Annotated in this window: 17 protein-coding genes; 10 read left to right on the top strand and 7 right to left on the bottom strand. The window is 66.8% G+C overall.

Annotation, left to right across the window (positions count from 1 at the left end; genetic code table 11):
- The first annotated feature begins 109 nt into the window (after positions 1–109).
- Positions 110–1126 (top strand): sporulation protein, encoded by a 1017-nt coding sequence (locus tag ABZ707_RS32240; protein ID WP_360182073.1) that lies wholly within the window; start codon positions 110–112, stop codon positions 1124–1126.
- A gap of 61 nt (positions 1127–1187) precedes the next feature.
- Here ABZ707_RS32240 and dpgB read toward each other — a convergent pair whose 3' ends face one another.
- The 4 genes from dpgB to ABZ707_RS32220 form a co-directional block, all read right to left on the bottom strand.
- Positions 1188–1856 carry an enoyl-CoA-hydratase DpgB gene (dpgB, locus tag ABZ707_RS32235; RefSeq protein ID WP_360182070.1) on the bottom strand — a complete coding sequence of 223 codons (669 nt, stop codon included), beginning with the start codon at positions 1854–1856 and terminating at the stop codon, positions 1188–1190.
- Positions 1856–2983, bottom strand: coding sequence for a 3,5-dihydroxyphenylacetyl-CoA synthase DpgA (gene dpgA / locus ABZ707_RS32230; RefSeq protein ID WP_360182067.1), 1128 nt, complete (start codon positions 2981–2983; stop codon positions 1856–1858). Before dpgA ends, dpgB begins: the two co-directional genes overlap by 1 nt.
- An 855-nt stretch (positions 2984–3838) precedes the next feature.
- Positions 3839–4459, bottom strand: a complete 621-nt coding sequence (locus tag ABZ707_RS32225) for a 2'-5' RNA ligase family protein (protein WP_360182064.1) — start codon at positions 4457–4459, stop codon at positions 3839–3841.
- Positions 4460–4473: 14 nt separating this feature from the next.
- A complete protein-coding gene (locus tag ABZ707_RS32220) occupies positions 4474–5655 on the bottom strand; it encodes an XRE family transcriptional regulator (protein WP_360182061.1) in 1182 nt (393 codons plus the stop codon).
- A 1508-nt stretch (positions 5656–7163) separates the two neighbouring features.
- Here ABZ707_RS32220 and ABZ707_RS32215 point away from each other — a divergent pair.
- From ABZ707_RS32215 to ABZ707_RS32175, 9 genes are all read left to right on the top strand, one after another.
- Positions 7164–7469 carry a hypothetical protein gene (locus ABZ707_RS32215; protein ID WP_360182058.1) on the top strand — a complete coding sequence of 102 codons (306 nt, stop codon included), beginning with the start codon at positions 7164–7166 and terminating at the stop codon, positions 7467–7469.
- Positions 7462–9021 (top strand): ATP-binding protein, encoded by a 1560-nt coding sequence (locus ABZ707_RS32210; RefSeq protein WP_360182055.1) that lies wholly within the window; start codon positions 7462–7464, stop codon positions 9019–9021. The genes ABZ707_RS32215 and ABZ707_RS32210 overlap by 8 nt, the downstream gene beginning before the upstream one ends.
- A gap of 72 nt (positions 9022–9093) precedes the next feature.
- Positions 9094–9540 (top strand): roadblock/LC7 domain-containing protein, encoded by a 447-nt coding sequence (locus ABZ707_RS32205; RefSeq protein WP_360182052.1) that lies wholly within the window; start codon positions 9094–9096, stop codon positions 9538–9540.
- A 1-nt stretch (position 9541) separates the two neighbouring features.
- On the top strand, positions 9542–9919 hold the full coding sequence (locus ABZ707_RS32200; protein ID WP_360182049.1) for a DUF742 domain-containing protein: 378 nt from the start codon (positions 9542–9544) through the stop codon (positions 9917–9919).
- Complete coding sequence (locus tag ABZ707_RS32195; protein WP_360182046.1) at positions 9888–10529, top strand: ATP/GTP-binding protein; 642 nt, start codon at positions 9888–9890, stop codon at positions 10527–10529. Before ABZ707_RS32200 ends, ABZ707_RS32195 begins: the two co-directional genes overlap by 32 nt.
- A complete protein-coding gene (locus ABZ707_RS32190) occupies positions 10526–11077 on the top strand; it encodes a GAF domain-containing protein (protein ID WP_360182043.1) in 552 nt (183 codons plus the stop codon). The genes ABZ707_RS32195 and ABZ707_RS32190 overlap by 4 nt, the downstream gene beginning before the upstream one ends.
- Before the next feature lie 75 nt (positions 11078–11152).
- Complete coding sequence (locus ABZ707_RS32185; RefSeq protein WP_360182076.1) at positions 11153–12349, top strand: acyl-CoA dehydrogenase; 1197 nt, start codon at positions 11153–11155, stop codon at positions 12347–12349.
- Positions 12350–12389: 40 nt separating this feature from the next.
- A complete protein-coding gene (locus ABZ707_RS32180; protein ID WP_360182040.1) occupies positions 12390–13037 on the top strand; it encodes a hypothetical protein in 648 nt (215 codons plus the stop codon).
- Between the two features lie 229 nt (positions 13038–13266).
- The gene (locus ABZ707_RS32175) at positions 13267–14415 is read left to right on the top strand and encodes a lanthionine synthetase C family protein (RefSeq protein WP_360182037.1); all 1149 of its coding nucleotides are present in this window, start codon (positions 13267–13269) and stop codon (positions 14413–14415) included.
- Between the two features lie 177 nt (positions 14416–14592).
- Here ABZ707_RS32175 and fabG read toward each other — a convergent pair whose 3' ends face one another.
- From fabG to ABZ707_RS32160, 3 genes are all read right to left on the bottom strand, one after another.
- Positions 14593–15297 carry a 3-oxoacyl-ACP reductase FabG gene (gene fabG / locus ABZ707_RS32170; protein ID WP_360182034.1) on the bottom strand — a complete coding sequence of 235 codons (705 nt, stop codon included), beginning with the start codon at positions 15295–15297 and terminating at the stop codon, positions 14593–14595.
- A gap of 342 nt (positions 15298–15639) precedes the next feature.
- A complete protein-coding gene (locus ABZ707_RS32165) occupies positions 15640–16467 on the bottom strand; it encodes an IS5 family transposase (protein WP_360182031.1) in 828 nt (275 codons plus the stop codon).
- 66 nt (positions 16468–16533) lie between these two features.
- The gene (locus ABZ707_RS32160; protein ID WP_360182028.1) at positions 16534–17871 is read right to left on the bottom strand and encodes a helix-turn-helix transcriptional regulator; all 1338 of its coding nucleotides are present in this window, start codon (positions 17869–17871) and stop codon (positions 16534–16536) included.
- Positions 17872–18291 lie beyond the last annotated feature (420 nt).

Below are 18291 nucleotides of genomic sequence, written 5' to 3'. Positions count from 1 at the left end.
GGGCGAGGCTTCTTCTTCCCCATGCTCTCCATGATGGACATCCTCCCGGGGACGAACCCCTGATCTCGGATGTCCGCCAAAGCGGATCAAGCTCAGAGAATTTCTGAGTGTGAGCACGTCGGCCTTTATCGCCCCGGCGTTCATGGCCCCGGCCACCCGGTGGCTGTCCGTGCCCGCAGACCCTCCGGTACGCGGTCTCGCAGGCCGCCGGATCGGCCGCGACGACGTCACCACGCTGTGGCACGCCGCCGCGTTCGCCAGAAAACAGGACTCCCGATTCGGCGGAGGAGACTGGCGCACCAGCGCCATCGCCAGGACCCTGCGCGTGCAGGCAGCCCCCATGCTGCGCGGCACCTACTCGGACGAGATCGGTCAAGGACTGTTCACGGCGGCTGCGGAGCTCTCACGGGCGGTGGGCTGGTCCGCCGTCGACATGGGCCACCACCAGGCCGCCCAGCGGCACCTGACACACGCTCTCCGGCTCGCCCGACTGGCGGGCAACGTCCAAAGCGGATGCTACGTGTTGTCGACGATGGCCCTCCAGGCCTTCCTCGCGGGACACCCGGCAGAAGCCGCCGACATGGCGGAGGGCGCCTACGAGCGGGCCCGCCACGTCGCGGCGCCGCGCGTGCTCGCCTTCGCGAAACTGGCAGAGGCCCGGGCGCATGCCCGCGCCGGGCACGCCCAGGACGCCGGCGCCGCACTCCACCGGGCCGAGGCGCTGCTGGACCAGGTACGCGCCGAGAACGATCCGCAGTGGCTTGGATACTTTACGCACGCCCGGCTCGCCACCGACGCCGTCGAGATTCACCGCGATCTCGCCCAGCCCAAGGCCGCGCTTCGCTGGAGCCGTGAGGCGGGCGCCATGAGCAAGGACCAGTTCACCCGGGCTGTGGGGCTACGAACCGCGGTAGTGGCAGCCACGCACATGCAGGCCGGAGACCTGGAGGCGGGCATCGACCACGGGCATCAGGCCGTGGACATCCTTGCCTCTGTCCAGTCGGCCCGCGCCCGGGACTACGTGGCGGACCTACTGGAGGCGGCCAGCCGATGGAAGCGTAACCAGAGCATCAGAGATCTGGCCCTGCGTGCGAACCGGGAGATGCGCGTGCCTCTTCCTGCCTGACGGCACGAGCGCCCGGCGCCCGTGTGCGGGCGCCGGGCTCGACGGACGAGGCCGGACCACTTCAGGCGGAGTCCCTGAGGCGGCGCAGCACTCGGTCGCAGGCCGCCAGATGCCCACCGAGGGCTCCCTCGAACTCGGCCGCGCTGCCCCACAGCAGGTCCCGCCGGATCGCAAGGTCCGGGCCCCACACGCCGGTCAGCCGCTCGACGAGCCGTCCCACGTTCGCCGACGGCTCCTCGGCCACCTCGTCCACAAGGCCAGCCGCGAGGGCATCGCCCACACTCACCGGCTCACCGAACAGTGCCGCCAGCCGCACAGGAGCCCGCTGTGACAGGCGGCTCATCCGATACAACGCCGTCCCCGGCCAGACGTCACCGGATTCCACGCAGAGCGTCAGTACCACCGTCGGATGCGCGATCCGGTAGTCCGCCGCCAATGCCGCGTCGAGCGCGGCCCCGGCACACGGCCCCAACATCGCCGCCACACAGGCGGCCGGGAGCCTCTCCAGCCGTCGCAGCGCGCTCTCCCACTTCGTGAGCAGAGCCATGTCCGGGACCGGAACGCCAGGGGCTGCATCCCCCCGGATCCGCAGAACCACGACAGCCGCCTGGTGGTCCTCGGCCCGGTCACTGGCCTCGCTGACGGCCGCGACCAACGCTGCGGTCAGCCCCGCACTCCCGTCGATGTCGACTTCCAGCACCTCACCGGCCCGTACGGTCTTCCCCTGCATCACGCATCCTCCACCCATCGGACCAGGACGGTCTCGATGGTCGAACCCGGCCCCATCGCCATGATCACTCCATAGTCCCCCGCTCGGACAACCCCCTCCTCGACCAGACGCTCGTACGAGAACAGCACTGAGCCACTGGAGAGGTTTCCGTAGTCGCGCAGCACCGCCATCGTGTGCCGAACGTCATTCCGGGTCAGGCGCAGGTTCACCCGCACCGCGTCGACGACCTTCCTACCTCCCGCGTGGACCAACCAGTGGCTGATAGCACTTCGGCGCAGGCCGGCACCGGCGAGAAGACGATCGACGACCTCCTCCACATGCGCCCCGATGACGTACGGGATCTGAGGGTCGAGGAAGAAGGACACCTTTCCCTTCCGGTCGTCCCAGTCGAAGCGCATCGCGTCCACCGCCGACGTGATTACCTGGCTGGCCGACGACAACAGATGCGGAACGGGCTTGGCCTCGCCTTCCCGCTCCCGGGTCAAAAGGGCAGGCCGGAAGGTGAGAGCCACGGCGGCGGCACCGTCACCGAAGAGGGAGTTGACCACCGCGGTGCGCATAGTTGAGTCGAAGACGTACGCGGCCGAGCAGACCTCGGCGCACAACACCAACGCGACGGACCCGGGATTGGCCACACACCATGACCTGGCAGCGGTAAGGCCGTTCATGGCCGCGTGGCAGCCCATTCCCACGATGTCGAGACGCTGAACGGTCGGCGGCAGCCCCATCTCCCGCAGCAGCAGCGCGCTCAGCCCGGGGGTGAGCAGCCCCGTCGTCGTCACACAGCACAGATAGCCCACCTGCTCCGAGGCGAGACCGGCCCTCACCAGGCAGGTACGGATCGCCCGGCTGCCCATGTCAATCGCGATCCGGCGGTGCTTGCCCCGGAGGTCGCCCGCGCTCTCCTCGATCGGGCGCCCGTCGCTGCCCGGATCAGGAAGCGTCAGAAAGCGGCGCCGGATCCCGCTTGAGCGGAACAGGCGAGCCACCTTCGGGTCGGAGACGGCGAAGTGGCCCAGAAGGTCCGATTGAGAGTAGCTACGGCCTGCGACGGCCGTCCCGACCGACCTGATCGAGGGAGCAGGGAGGTGGTCACTGATATTCAGTGGTGGCCCTGAAGCGGTCATCAAATCCTCCTCACGAGCCGACGAAAGAGGAACACGCGTCCCACGACGGTGAAGCCGGCCGAGGACAGACACTGCCTCCCGGGCCGCGCCGGGATAAGGCTCACGAGGGGGCACATCTCCCACAGCACCCAAGCCATCGCCGATCCCGCTCCGGCTGTACCGGCAGGCGAACCCTGACCGGTGCTGCTCTCGTCCCGGATCAACTGGACGCCCTACGCGCGACGTTGAACGCGGACACTTACTGGGACAGCGCCTGGCAGAAGATTCACATCTCCTCGGTGATGCGCGCGAAGCCGTAGACGCCCTTCGCTGCCTGGGCTGGCAGATCGGCGGCGCTCCCTTCAGCGACGATCGACTCCGGTATCGATCACAGTCCTCGACCTGACCCGGACAGATGATCACCCGCTCCTTTTCGGAAAGAACGTGCGCTCGCGGGTGTCCGGATGGACCACGCGCGCCCTGTCAGTCAAGCCGGTGAAGAAGCTTCCTCCTGCGACGCGGCTGGCCGGCCTGTTCCTCGCGGCGCACAGCACGTCCAAGCTTCTCGGGCAGATCGCGTCCGACTTCCCCAATGCCTGCCGAGCCGCCCTGCCCGACCTCCCGCGGAAGGGGTTCCTTACGGAGTTGTCAGAGGATCGTCACCCCCTCGACTCGGCCGTACGCCACTTGTCGGGATTGCGCGAAACGGCGAGCTAAAGGTCCTATGGGCTGTCATCGCCGTCTCCCTGCCACTGGGCGACGGTGCCTCAGCAACCTCGTCCGAGGCGATCAAGCTGGCCACGCAAGTCGTTTCAGAAAGCAGCTTCGACGCACGAACGTCCGCCCCGGGATGGTCCAGTCGTTCGTGCGTCCAGATCACCCGAGCGGCACTTGAACGTATGGCGTCCACTCATACATGCGGTTGTCCCGGTGCAGGACAATCAACTCGGCCGATTTCACGCGTGCTGTGGCCGGCGGAATGTCGACTGCGGCCAGGGCCTCGGAAAGGGGCGACACCTGATTGTTGTTGTTGCTGTATGCGACAGAGACGTGCGGCATGAATCCGGCCGATGCTTCCGGCACCTCTGGAAGGACATCGCGGATTGCTGAGCGGATCGCGTGACGAACGGCTCGTACTGGCCCGTCCGGCTGTACGGGCACGAGCACGGCCTCGGGGTCGATTCTCGGCGTGGAGAGAGTTAGATCGAAGCCCGGCACTGCGGCGAGCCGCACGCGGGCAGCTTCGACGATCGCGTCGACAGCCGCTCGGTCGACCTCGTCGACGAAGCCGACGCCCTGCATGGTCAGGTGCAGCCACTGATCGGGAATCGGATCGAGACCGTCGATGTGGGATAGGGCTTTTCGGTGCTGCTCGGCAAAGCGGTGGACGTCATGTTGCTCTCCGAAGGTCAGGTGCCAGGTGTAGAAGCGGCGGCCGACGGACCACCCCGGCCGCCACCACCAGTGATTACGCATGTGCTCGGGTTGAGAGGTCATGACTGGAGATCCAATCAGGTGGGGCCGTCCCTTGACGAGAGGGCCAGATGCTGGCGGGCCGAATCGAGGCACCACTCCTCGATCGTTCGACGTACGGAACCTATTACTCCAGCATTGGCTGCTGGGCTGCGGGTCATCGCAGCGCCGAGCTCCCTCATGCGCTGTGTCACCGGGCCCATGCGGCGCTCGCCCGGCATTGCAAGTACGGGACCGAGGGCCTCCATCACACCTTCGGGCTGGCCACCGCTATAAAGCGCGGCGGCTTGGCTGATGCGGATCTGCGCCTCGGTTCCATAGGGCCGGACCGGCTGCGTGGCGAGGAGCGTGAGCGCCGATTCGGCCTCACGTAGGGCCTTCGCAGGCTTGCCGATTCGGAGGTGGACGGCGGCTGCGTAGTTTTCCTGCCGGGCATCCGGACATGAGAAGAGACCGCCGATCTCGTCTGGTCCTGTGCTGTCACGGGCTTGGAGTGCTCTCGTGAGTGCTGCCTCCGCTTCGGTGGCAGCACCGAGCATCGACCAGGCGTCAGCCTCTTGACAGGCGAGTAACGCGCCCACGCTGCCGCGGGCGTTGACGTGAGCGCCGCGCCGGGCATGGTTCACTGCGTCGCGTAGGCGCCCTTCCCACAGTGCGATTTTGGATCTTGTGGAACAGACCCAAGCTCGCAGATCGTCATGACCCGCGTTCTCGGCGCACAGCCACGCCGTGCGACCGTGGGTGTCGGCGGCGCGGAGGTTCCCGAGGTCGGAGGACATCCAGGCGAGGAGGCCACAGAGGTATCCCGCTGACACGTACAGTTCGGTGGCTTGGCGTGGCGGTTGGTGACCTTCCAGGAGGGCGAACACTCGATCTCGCAAGAGCCGAGTACGTTGGAAGACTTGGACAGCGTCGCCGGCGAGATACTCGTGGGCCAGTGTCTGAACGTCCGCTGAGAGCTGTTCCAACGTGATGTCGCCCACGTTGGTTGTCTCGGCCCACTGCGCCCAGGCAGCAGACTCGGCGGCTGCGGCAAGGACGCTGTCGGGCTCAGGCTGCGGCGGAGCCGTGGGTTGCACCGGTGCCGGAGTTCGTTCCTGTGGTTTGGACGCCTGACGTTGAAGGACTTGCAGGTCGGCCGTGGGTAGAGCGCGGCGGTCTTCGATGTCTAGAATGTCGTCAATTTTGCAGCCGTATACTGCGGCTAGGGCGACGAGCACTTGGAGCGTAGGCCGCCGACTACTCGGCCCCGGCCATTTCTCCCACTTGCCGACGAGTGAAGCGTCGGCGGCGATGGGATGTCCTGCTTGCGCGGAGATTCGGTCCGCTGTTTCCTGGAGTGTCCAGCCGCAGGCGTGCCGCCACGCTTCCCGGATGCGTACGCGTAGGCGCACGCGCATTTCTACAGCGATCTGCGCGGTGGTGCATCCGGCAGCTGTCATTTCGTGACGCAGGCCATCGCGGTCTGCCTTCGACCCCGGCGCTGGTGATGGCGACATTGTCCCTCCCTGAGTGCGGGCTGCCACTCACGTTAGCCACTATCAAACGGAACAGGGAGAGGAGCGAGCCTTTCCAGCGTGCCCAACTCGTCCATCTCTACGTCTAAGGACGATTATCCCCGCTGGTCAACGAGTCGCAGGAGCGCCAAGAAACTTGGTCACCGGCGCCCGCGACAGGCGAGCTCCGAGTTGAAACGCTGAGGCAACGTAATACCTGGACTACGAGGGGTCGCCATGCACGTCCCGCCTCAGACCGAGACAGGGAAACCCGGGTGGCTGTTGTCGCCGCGCATGTTTCTGGCACCCGCCGGACCGAACTCGCTGAACTGCCAGCAGGCCGCGCTGGGGACGGGGACGGTTCCACATGCAGTGCTTTTTAAGCACCATCCCCCGATACGGCTTAGCGCTTCCGCTGGCCTGCGCCCGGATGCTGCCGTCGGCGACCCGCGCCCTTGGGGAACGGTGAACGTCATGTCACCGCAGGGTCTGGCCTACGAGGTCGTGATCCAGGAAGACGTAAGCGCTCGGTGCGCGTTGGCCGAGGTGCTCTGATGCCGGATTTGCCCGTGCTCGCCAACGCTTTTGCGCAATGTGGCCTTTGTGAGCGTGTAGTGCGAGCAACTACGTTGCACCGCCGCGATTTTCTTCCCGTTGGGGGCGCTAAGTGGTGGGTCCAGGCGGTGTGCATGGACGAGTCTGCGTGCTTTGCCCGCTGCCGTAATAGGTCCCGCTGGCACGCGATGGGGGCTGCGGTGCCCTCTTCGCCGCCGGCTGAGGATGCGCGACTGGCGGTCTGCCTGTTGTGCGACGTTGCCGCCTCGCCCAACGAACTCGTATTCGAGGTCGTGGAGAGCGACGGCTCGTCCGGGCCGTTCATCGATTCTTTCTGCGCTGACTGGCGGGGGTGCGACGCGCGTCAGCCCAAACGTCGCCTGCGGCCCGGCGGTGACGCTGCCCCGCCTTGACCTGTCACGTCGCTTGCCCAACGCACTGCTTTACCCCGCTGCCTCGCCTTGCCGTATGGCCCGACTTGAGAGAGAGCTATGTCCGCCCCTGTACAAATGTCCGCTGCGTCGGAGCTGTCGCCGACGGATGATCTCTGGCGGCTGCGTCCGTCTCTGGACCCTCGCGCACCGTTGCTCGACGAAGGCAGGAGCTGGGACACGGCGACTTTCAGCGCGCGGCTCGGGCTGAGGGTCCTGCGCACGCTGCGGTCCGGCGGAGCGCGAATGGGCACCGCTCTGCATTGCGGTGAGCACGGCGTGATCCACGTGCCCATCACGCCGTGGCCGTCGCTGCCGCAGGCAAACCTGCTGATGGTCCGGCGGGCGAATCTTTTCTGCCCCGGAGGGGGGCCGCGCATCTGCGTGGGGTCGATATGGCTGCTGCCGCCCGCCGGAACGGCTGTGCTGACAGACGCGCACGCTGTGTTCGACGCGCTGCACCTGGTGCTGAACTCAGCGCGGTCCGCACCGCGGCCGTTGGCCGGCCAGCCGGTGGACGGTGCTTTCTCCCGGGAGAGCGCTGATGCCTGATCTGTTCGTCGCGCCCTCCGCGCGTGCCCACCGTCACGGTCGCAGGCGTGCCAAGGCGGGTGACCTGGGGACCGAGGGTGGTCTGCGTGTGCGGCTGCGCAGGCTGACGATGGTGCCCGTTCTCTTCGCCACGGCGAACGTCGGGGCGGTGTGTGTGGTGTGTGTCATCGGTATGGACGGCCGCGGGATGGCGACTGCCGCGGCGGCGGGAGTGGTGGGGTGGGTGGCGACTGTAATCGTGGCGTGCCGGCAGTCGACTGCGACGGCGGTCGCGCTGCACCGGCGGCAGCAGGACCTTGAGGACCGGGTGCGGGTACGGATCACGGACCTTGAGGCCGTGGTGACCGCCGGGCTGGCCGACGTCAGGCTGATGACGGAGCGAGTGGCCCAGGGGGAGCGGCCACAACCGCCCCAGCTGGGCGTGAGTCCTCAGGTGCACAGCTCGGGAGATGCGTTCCAGGCGGTGGAGCGGTCTCTTCACCGCGCCTTCGCCGAGGCGGTGCACGCGGTGGCCCAGGCGGGGCTGTACCAGCCGCCCGACCAGGTGAAGGCGTTTGTTTCGATCGCCCGGCGGCTGCACGCCCTGGTGGACCGGGCGCTGCGGAAGCTCGACGTGGTCGAGAAGCAGGTCGAGGACCCTGATCTGCTCCACGGCCTGTTTCAGATCGATCATCTGGCGACCCGGATGCGGCGGCACACAGAGAGCCTGGCGGTGCTAGGCGGTGCGATGGGCCGCAAGATCAATGATCCGGTTCCGCTGGGTAAGTCTCTTCGGCAGGCGATTTCCGAGATTGAGCACTTCTCCCGTGCGCATGTCGTCGGCACGGTTCCCGCGGATGTCGCCATCGTGGGGTATTCGGCGGCCGACGTCATCCACGCACTGGCCGAGCTTGTCGAGAACGGGACCCGGTTCTCTCCCGGGCGGGTGGAGGTGCGGGCCGGGCGGGTCGGCGCGGGGGTTGCCGTCGAGATCGATGACCGTGGCGGGCTGGCCATGACGTCTGCGGACATGGAGAGGTGGAACCGTCTGCTGTCGTCCGCCGAGGTGGATGTGCGCAAGCACTTGCAGGAGGGGAGGATCGGCCTGCCGGTCACCGCTTTGATAGCGCAGCGGCACGGGATCCGGATCACCCTCAGCACCAATCACCTGGGTGGCACCCGGGCCACGGTGGTTCTTCCCCCGGCTCTGCTCACGGCGCCGAAACCGGTTGTCCTGCCGACGGTAACCACTTCCGCGCCTGCCGTGGAGGCCGGTCTGCGGCCCTACGCCGTGCCGTTGGAGCGGCCTGCCGTGCGTGGCCTGCCCCGGCGGGGCGCCGGCGCCGCCGACAAACCCGCGGCACGGCCCTCGCCGGTGCCGGATGCGGACGGCAGGCCGCCTCTGCCCCGGCGCAGTGATACCCCCGTCGACAGCGGTGAGCGCTCCGTGGAGAGTCCGCCCACCGGGACGAGTGGCCCCGCCAGCTCCGCTCTCATGGCGAGGTTTACCAGTGGTGTCAAAAGGGCGGAGGCGGGCGGCGAGAGCCCGCCGTCTGCCCGTCCGCTCGACTGACCGTATTCGACTATCCCCCACCGCACACCGGTGTCCGGCCGGACCGGGCATCAATGCAGTTATGGAGTTCACGTGCCGGTTCAGACAGTTTCCGATTCCGAGCAGTACACGAGCCTTCAGTGGCTGATGAAGGACTTTGTCGAGCGGGTGCCAGGCGCGCACAGTGCCACACTCTCCTCGGCCGAAGGGATGCGAAAGGCGAGCGCCGGCATCCTGGACGAAGCCGGTGCGGACAGGATGTGCGCCGTAATGTCGGGCCTGTACTCGCTGGCCAAAGGAGCGAGCCGACTTCAGCAGCAACCGTCGAAGGCCGGTCCGAAGCAGGTTGTGGCTGAGCTGGACAGCGGGTTCCTTTTCGTGATGAGCGGCGGTGAGGGCTCGCTGCTGGCGGTCCAGGCCGGCGCCGACGCGGATCCGGGCGTCATCGGCAACGAGATGTCGTTGCTGGTGGCCAGTGTGAAGCCGCATCTGGTCACCCCGGTGAGGGAGCGCGAAGAGCCCGTCGGCGTGGGCCAGTGAGATGGGTTCCTTTACCGGCCCGACCTGGTCCGAGGAGCCGACCGCCCGGCTGCGCCTGTATGCGGTGACCGGTGGGAGGACTGAGCCCTCCCACCGGATGCGGCTGGCGACACTCGTCAAGGCAACGCCCTCGACGGTGGTGGTGGCCGAGGTACTGAGCCAGGAGGCGGAGCAGGCCCTCGCCCTGTGCCGGCAGCGACCGTGCTCGGTCGCCGAAGTGGCCGGGACACTCGGGCTGTCCGCACATGTCACCAAGATCATCCTCTCCGAGCTCATCGAGTCCGGCGCCCTGACGCTGGCCCTGCCGCCAACCGAGGCGAGCGCCATAGAAATGACGGAGGTGCTCCTTGCCCGGCTCAAAAAGAAGTTCGCGATGTGAGGCCCTGCCGCCCGCGCTGGACCCGTACGCGGTGAAGATCGTCGTGGCGGGCGGTTTCGGAGTCGGCAAGACCACGCTGGTGCGCAGCGTCAGTGAGATCGAGCCGCTGACCACGGAAGAGGTACTGACCACGGCCAGTGCCGGGGCCGACAGCCTGGACGGTGTGGAAGCGAAGACCACCACCACGGTGTCCATGGACTTCGGACGGATCACACTGCCGGGCGCCGATGAGCCGGACATGGTCCTGATGCTCTTCGGCACCCCGGGCCAGCCGCGTTTCCAGTTCATCTGGGAGGACGTGACCGCCGGCGCGGTCGGTGCGGTCGTCCTCGCCGACACCCGTCGTCTGGCTGAGTCCTTCAGCTCCGTCGCCTTCTTCGAAGACCGGGACATCCCTTTCGCCGTGGCGGTCAACCAGTTCGAAGGCAGCCACCGCTACCGGCCCGAGGAGGTCCGGGCCGCGCTCGAACTTGAGCCCAGAGTTCCGGTCCTCCTCTGCGACGCCCGCGATGAATCCTCCGTGGCCACCGTGCTGATTGCCCTGGTCGCCTACGCCGTGACTGCCGCCAAATCCGCACAGCCCTCCACCCCTCAGGGAGTACTGACGTGACCTACGATGCCGATTCCGGGCTGCATCTGCGGCAGCCGGATCCTGACCTCGACCTCAAAACGCGGCGCTTGCGCGAGCTGGGCCTGGGACTGTCCCCCGTGGCCGAGTTCGACGCGCTCGCCGCCCGGCTCGCCGAAGCGGCGGACGTCCCGTACGCCATGGTCAACATCACCCTGGACCAGCAGAACTTCGTCGGGCTCTGCAGCCCTTCCGGCCGGGGCGAGGATCCCGCGGTCGACCGGACGATGGCCCTCGACCACGGCTACTGCCCCGACGTGATGTCCCGCGGCCGGGCCCTGGTCCTGCCCGACGTCTGCGCCTATCCGCGGTTCGCCAGCAACGACGTCGTCGACCGGATCGGCATCCGCACCTACGCCGGCGCACCCCTGCTGGACGTACGCACCGGACTCGTGCTGGGCACCGTGTGCTTCGTCGGCCGAGAAGCACGCCCCCGGTCATTCGGAAAACACGCCCTCGCCCTCGTCAAGGCCAGCCAGGACGACGCCATGGAAACCGTCTACCGGCGCGCCCCCAGCTCAGCCCGCTGACGCAGCCCGAGCGCACCACACAACACGGACGACAGAAGCCGACCAAAAAGGGGAGGGACGACCATGGATGACTGGATGTACACGGAGGCGGAGGAGCAGCTGCGCGCGGCCCGCACCGAGGCCGAGCAGGCGCTGCGGGAGGAGGTGCGCGCGTTCGCGGAACGCGAGGTGGCGCCCCTTGTTGACGCGATGGAAGCCGCACGGTCGGTCGAGCACAACCTCGCCCGGCTCATCACCCAGCAGGGATGGCTCGGGGCGACCATCGACCCCGCCTACGGCGGGATAGGTGTCGGCCACATGGGCAAGACGATCATCATTGAGGAGATCTCCCGCATCAGCCCGGCGATGGGCGCCATGGTGCAAGCCTCCCAGCTCGGCGCCTCCATGCTCATCCATTTCGGGAGCACCCGGCAGAAGAAGCGGTGGCTGCCGAAGATCGCGGCCGGCGCGGTGCTGCCCACCATTGCTGTGACCGAGCCGGCCTCCGGCAGCCACGTCCTCGGGATGGAAACAACCGCTCGACGTGACGGAAAGCACTACATCCTCAACGGCCGCAAAACATACGTCGGCAACAGTCACATCGCCGATCTGCACGGCGTCGTGGCCCGGACCGGGCCCGGCTCGAACGGCCTGTCCGCTTTCCTCGTGGAGAACAACAGACCGGGCTTGACGCTGGCCCCTCACCGGGAAGCGCTCGGCCTCCACGGCTTTTCCTTCGGTGACCTCATCTTCGACAACTGCCGCATACCAGCGGGGAACCTCCTGGGCAAAAAAGGGCAGGGCCTCGACGTCGCCTACTCCTCCAGCATCCTCTACGGCCGCCCGAACTTAGCAGCGGTTGCGCTCGGCATCCATCAGGCCATCAGGGATGAAACGATCACGTACGCGCAGGAGCGTCACCTCTACGGCAAACCCCTCGCCTGCCTCGACACCGTCAAGCAGCGGCTCGGTCAGATTGAGTCCAACCTCATGAGCGCCCGGGTCGCGGCCTACGACGCCGTCGCCCGGCTCGACCGTCATCAGCTGTGCGACACCTACCTGATCAACGCCAAATACGAGGGCATCGAGGCACTCACCGAGACGGCCGCACTCGCCGGCAAGATCCACGGCGCTGCGGCACTCTTCACCGACCGCCCCTTCCAGCGCTACAAGCGCGACGCGGAGCACCTCTGGGCTCCGGCCGGCACCGGCGACATACAGCTCCTACGTCTGTCCGAAGCAGCAGGCGACACGCCCCACCCGCAGTGGTCTCAACTACTTTGCCAAGGCTGACCATGAACAGATACGAACAGCCCGCTTCGCGGGGACCGTCATGAGGACGCCACGCCAGTTCTACTGGAAGGGCCTGCACGTCCCCTTCATCGCCCCATGGAGCCGCGAAAGCTCGCCCGTGTCGGCCATCATCCGGGTAGGACAAGGGATCGGCTACGCCGACGAGTTCAGCGCCGCTGACCGCCGACACGGCACTCTGTGGATCCGGCAGGCCGCCGTGCGAGGCGCCGGGGACCCCGAACTGGCCGGCGTACACCCGTTGCGCCAGCGACAGGCCATGTCGCACATGCTGTGCCAGGTCTGCGGGACATCCACATTCGACTCCGACTTCGTACGGTGGGGTGAGCGGCACCTGTTCCTCGTGCGCGCTGTGGGGGGGCGACCGATCGGCGAAGGCGAGCGGACCACTACGCCCCCGGTCTGCAGGACGTGCGCGATCGAATCAGTCGGCGCCTGCCCGCATCTGCGCAAGGGGTATACAGCGGCTCTGGTGAAGCGCGCCCAGCCCTGGGGCGTCGCCGGCATCGTCTACGACCCGCTGACCCTCAAGCCGACAATCCCGGACAGCCGGCTCACGGAAGCCAGTTTCACCAGCCCGCTCATCCGGTGGACGCTGGCGGCCCGCGACGTCGCGACCCTCCACGGCTGTACCACGATCGATCTGGCCCAGCTCGCCGTCGCGGCCTAGACCACCGTCCGGCGGATCGGCTGCCTCAGCCCCGACCCGTCGGACGGTCCCACACCCCGCCCCCTGGGGGCTCCAGGCGGCTTGCCGCACCCTACGACACCAGCATTCAACCTTCGGCGCGCCGGGCTGTCGGCATCGCCCCCGCCACGAAGCCTCTTGTCGGCGACGGGCGCACGCCACCGCTCCGCCCCGGACTACCCACCCACCCACCCACCGAAGGAGCCCCACGGTGGCTACCGCCCCGCCCGCACCCGACACAACCACCGCCGCCCGGCAGTCCCTCGCACACGGCCCCCTCGGCGTCACCCTGCTCCACATCGAACGGGCCCGGCGCGGCACCGGCTCATGGCAGGCCGTACACCAACAGCTCGCCACAGTCGGGCCCCTGACCTACGCAGACGAGGTCAACCTCTTCCGCGGCGCCCCCGCCACGGCATACGTCCTCCACCTGGCCGCTGCCGACAACGACCGCTACTCAGGAGCCCTGCGCACCCTCGACCGCATCGTGACCACACACACCCGCCGGCGCCTGGAGGCGGCTCACACACGCATCGACCAGCAACGCCTCACCACCTTCGCCGAATACGACCTCTTCCGAGGACTGACCGGACTCGGCGTCCTTCTTCTGCGCCGCCACCCGGACAGCAACGAAATGAAACGCGTCCTGGAATACCTGGTAAGACTCACCGAACCGGTAACCGGACCCAAAGGGCAACCACTCCCCGGCTGGTGGGTCTCGCACGCTCCCGCCCACCCGGGCGCCCCCACACCGAACGGCCACGCCAACGCCGGCCTCGCCCACGGCATCGCCGGCCCACTCGCACTCCTCGCCCTCGCCAAACAACGAGGCATCACCGTGACCGGCCTCGACACCGCCATGACCCGGATCTGCCACTGGCTCGACCAGATACGCCAACACGACCACCGCGGCACACGCTGGCCACGATGGATCACCGAGACCACCGCCGTACCCACCTGGCCAGCCGCGCCGTCCTGGTGCTACGGCACACCCGGCCTTGCCCGCGCGCAGCAGCTCGCCGCAATCGCCCTCGGCGACGACCACCGCAAGCGGATGGCCGAACGCGCACTGCTGTACTGCCTGGCCGACCCATTCCAGATCAACCAGCTCACCAACCGCGGACTCTGCCACGGCGTCGGCGGTCTGCTGCGCACCGTTCAGCGCGTCGCCGAAGACGCCGAAACCCCCGCCATGTTCACGGACCGTCTCGCCCAGCTCAGCCGAGACTTCCTTGCCGTCGGGCCGCCCGAGAAAACCGGGTTCCTCGAAGGAGCCACCGGGGCAATTTTGGCTTTCCAGAGTGCCGAGCCAGACTCCGGTCCCGCCAGCGACTGGGACGCCTGTCTCCTCCTGAGCTGAGGAAACAACCAGGTGAACCCCCACAGCATCACCGAGCAAACCATCCTATCCGTCTTGGCTGTATGGCTGGCGCTGCCGTGAAGTACGGCGCCTCCGGCGCTTCTCCGAGCCGCGCGTGGGATCACTCCGAGCGAGGCTCCGCTGGAAATCCTGCTGGGTCGTGAGCGAATCGTGTGATCAATGTCCCATGCCCATGCCGCCATCGACAGGCACAACGGCGCCATTTATATAGGCAGCGCCTTTCGACGCGAGGAAACGCGCGACGGCGGCAATCTCCTGCGGGTGAGCAGACCGGCCCAGCGGAACCTGTGCCAGAAGTTTTTTACGCTGGGCCGGACTGACCTCACTCATCATGTCGGTATCAACGTAGCCAGGAGCTACCACATTGCAGGTGATCCCATGCGGACTGACCTCTCGGACTACCGATCGGGCGAAACCGAAGAGTGCTGCCTTCGACGCAGCGTAGTTGGCCAGCGCCGGTGCCCCGCGCAGGCCCACTACCGAAGATATGAGCACGATTCGGCCGTTCCCTGCCGAAAGCATCCCGCCCAACGCCCGTCTGACGATTCGGAAGGTGCCTGTGAGGTTGACGTCCAGTACTGAGGTGAATTCTTCCTCGGACATCCGGATCAGCGGCATGTCCTTGGTGATGCCTGCGTTGGCCACCAGGACCTGTACCTGGCCGTGCGTTGCTTCTACTTCTTGGTACGCGCTCTCGATTTGCCTGGGATCTCTGACATCACACCTTACGGCGAGGAAGCCGTGGGGTGGCTCTCCCGACCGATACGTGATGGCAACTCGGTCACCGGCAGCCGCAAAGCTATCGGCAATGGCAAGGCCAATGCCTCGGTTGCCACCAGTCACGAGTATCGAGCGGTTCAACAGGTACGCCTTTCGTCAGGATGATGCATGAAAAAGCCCATCGCCGAGTGCCGCCCGCTCAACGCGCCCTGGGGTCTACGTTGTGCCGTTGACGACGATGTGTGAACGCCAGTTGTTCACGGAGCGCGCCATGTCGGTACCCCGTCGGCGGCGACCCGTGCCTTACCCGGCCTGGTCGAATAGGCCACTGAGCCTGCCCGTTCGGTTCCCCCGAATCGCACGGAGAACAGATTCCTTCAGCCTGCATACCGAGTCGGCCCTGCGCTCCGGCCGTCGACGGCACGGGCGCAGGGGCGTTCGGCGGAGGTTTGCGGCGAGTTACCCGGCTGGCCTTTAGAACTCCTAACAAAGTGAGAGGTTGACCAGTCGGCGCCAGCAGATGATGCCGCAGGCCAGGCGGAGGAACGCTTCGTGGATGTCGTCGCGGATCTCCCAGCGGATGCGTAACCGACGGAACCAGTGCAGCAGCGCGAAGCTCTGCTCGACTACCCACCGGTGGACGCCCAGTCCTGAGCCGTGGTCGGTGTTGCGGCGGGCGATGACGGGGGTGATGCCCAAGGCTTGGACCTGCTTGCGGTACTTGTCGTGGTCGTAGCCGCGGTCGGCGTAGAGCGCGACGGGTCGCTGTCGGGGCCGCTCTCGCCGGCCGCGTATGGGTGAGACTGCCTGGAGCAGGGGGACGAGCTGAGTGACGTCGTTGCGGTTCCCGCCGGTCAGCGATACCGCCAGCGGGATGCCGTGCCCTTCGGTGATCACATGGTGCTTGGAGCCTGTTCGGGCACGGTCGACCGGGCTCGGTCCGGTTTTGGGCCCGCCTTTCATGGCCCGCACGTGGGAGCCGTCGATCACCGCCCTCGACCAGTCCAGCGCGCCTGCGGCGTTCAGTTCAGCCAGAAGCGATTCATGCGGACGCTGCCAGACACCCGCGTCGTTCCAGTCGCGCAGGCGTCGCCAGCAGGTCATGCCGGAACCGAAGCCCAGCTCCCGCGGCAGAAACTCCCACGGAATGCCCGTGTACAGCACGAACAGGATGCCCGACAGCACCTTCCGGTCGTCCAGCCGCTTGCGTCCCGGATGATCCGTGCGGCGCTGCACGACCGGCAACAACGGCTCGATCCGCGCCCACAGCTCATCGGAGACAATCCACGGAGGCCGCTCACCCCTTCTCATGTGCAGGCTAACAAGCCATCAGACGTCAGGATTCCAAGGCAAGTTGCAGCATTCTGTTAGGAATTCTTAGGAAGCGAGCCGGGGGACGTCGGCGGCTTCGCAGGGTGGAAGGCTGGGGTCGGCCAGCCACAGTTCGTGGTGGATGGAGTCCAGTACACCCATCCGGTGGCGCATTTGTGATCGTAGGTTCTGGATTTGTCTGACGGCGTGGCGGGGTTCGGAGGGCAGGATCGCGCGGGTCAAGATCTTGTATTCCTCCACGGTTTCGCTGCGTTCTGCCGCGTGCGGGAGGCGGAGAGCGAGCGTGCTGGCGCTGATCTCGACAATGGCCCATTCGCCGTCAGGTTCCGGCGTGGCCCAGATGACAGATCGGTTCGAGGGAGAGAGGGTGAGCCGACACCCGCCTCCGATGAGTCTGCTCAGTTCCGGCAGGTCGATCGCATTGTCTCCGGCCAGATAAGCGGCGTCCTGAGGAGAGGCGACGGACCGTCTTCCGGTGAGGCTGTGGACCATGCGACGCTGCGCGTCTTTGTAGGCTCCGGCCAGTACCGGAGCCGGCTGCTGGGCCGGCAGCGTCCAGGAGGCCGTGAGTGCGTCGGCAGAGAAGTCTTCTTCCTCGTCGCCGGTCTGGAGCCACGTGATCACGACGAGCCGGTGATCGGGGAGACTCGCCGGGTAGAGGACGTGGCTGACGACTTCGACGGGGATCCAGTTGCGGGCCGGCAGGGACATACGGAAGTGGTGGCCGTCGCGGCTCTCGCTGACTTCGCTGCTCGACTCCCAGATGCTGCGGACGTTGGGGTCGGCACACACGTCGCTGATGAGCTGGACGAGGTCGGCTCTGTCATCGCCGCGGCTGGCCAGCGCGAATTTCAGGAGCCGTACGTAGGCTGCCGCGTGCTGTGGCCAGTCGTGGTACTGGACGCGGGCGTCGGGGTGGAGGAGCGCCCACTTGATGAGGTTGGCGCCCGGCTCCAGGACCCATGGCCACCAGTCGGCCATGGCCTGATTGAAACCGCGGATGTTCCACAGCCCATCGGTCAGATAGGTAGGGCTCGGCATCTGCTTGTCGATGAGCAGCTGCAGGGCACGCTGCACGCCTATCTCTGGCGGCGACGAGATATTCATTGCCCCTCCGATGCTGTACAGGACCAGGGCGGAGCGCTCATCTCGCCCCAGTTCGAGTACGTCGGCCAAGGCATCGCACTGAGCCCGGTCCAGACGCATAGTGGCGCCGCTTTCCAGGTCCTGGTACCAGCGAACGGATCTGCCGAGCGCCTCGGCGACCATCGGCTGCGTCAAAGGAGTGCCTCTACGCGCGCCAGCGGCTGTGCGCCACGCGCGGAGCAGTCCCGCGAGCCCCATCAGATGCCCGGGGTCCGGGGTCGAGCCCTCCAGCTCCATCGTGTCCTCACTCTGTCTGTCCGTCGCGCGACGGGTGCGCGATTCGTTGCGGTGATTAAGAGAGACGTCTTCACATCGCGGAGGCCGCCTCCGACTTCCGCCTGGGAAAACCATACGAGATTAGAAAGGGCTCACGGCAATAAGCTTCCTCGTCATGATCACTATGAAATGTTCATAGTGCCGATGGCATAGTGGAGACAGCGACTGTGGGTGGACATTTGACTCCAACTGGGCAGGACAATCGAAAGCTTTCGGAGTGAAGCAGGCATTCCGGGCCGCAATTTTTTGCACGTCGGGAAACCCGCAATTAATTGCGGGTCACCATTTTCCGTGGCCGGCAGTCCGGTCTTCCCTGGCCTGATCCGTGCCCGGTGGCCGGCCTGGCTCTCAGTCAATTACCTACCTGGGAAAGCAAGTTGA

The organism is Streptomyces sp. NPDC006923 (assembly GCF_040635655.1).
GTDB lineage: Bacteria > Actinomycetota > Actinomycetes > Streptomycetales > Streptomycetaceae > Streptomyces.
The sequence above is the reverse complement of the archived record's forward strand: the minus strand, read 5'-3'. Positions and strand labels throughout refer to the sequence as shown.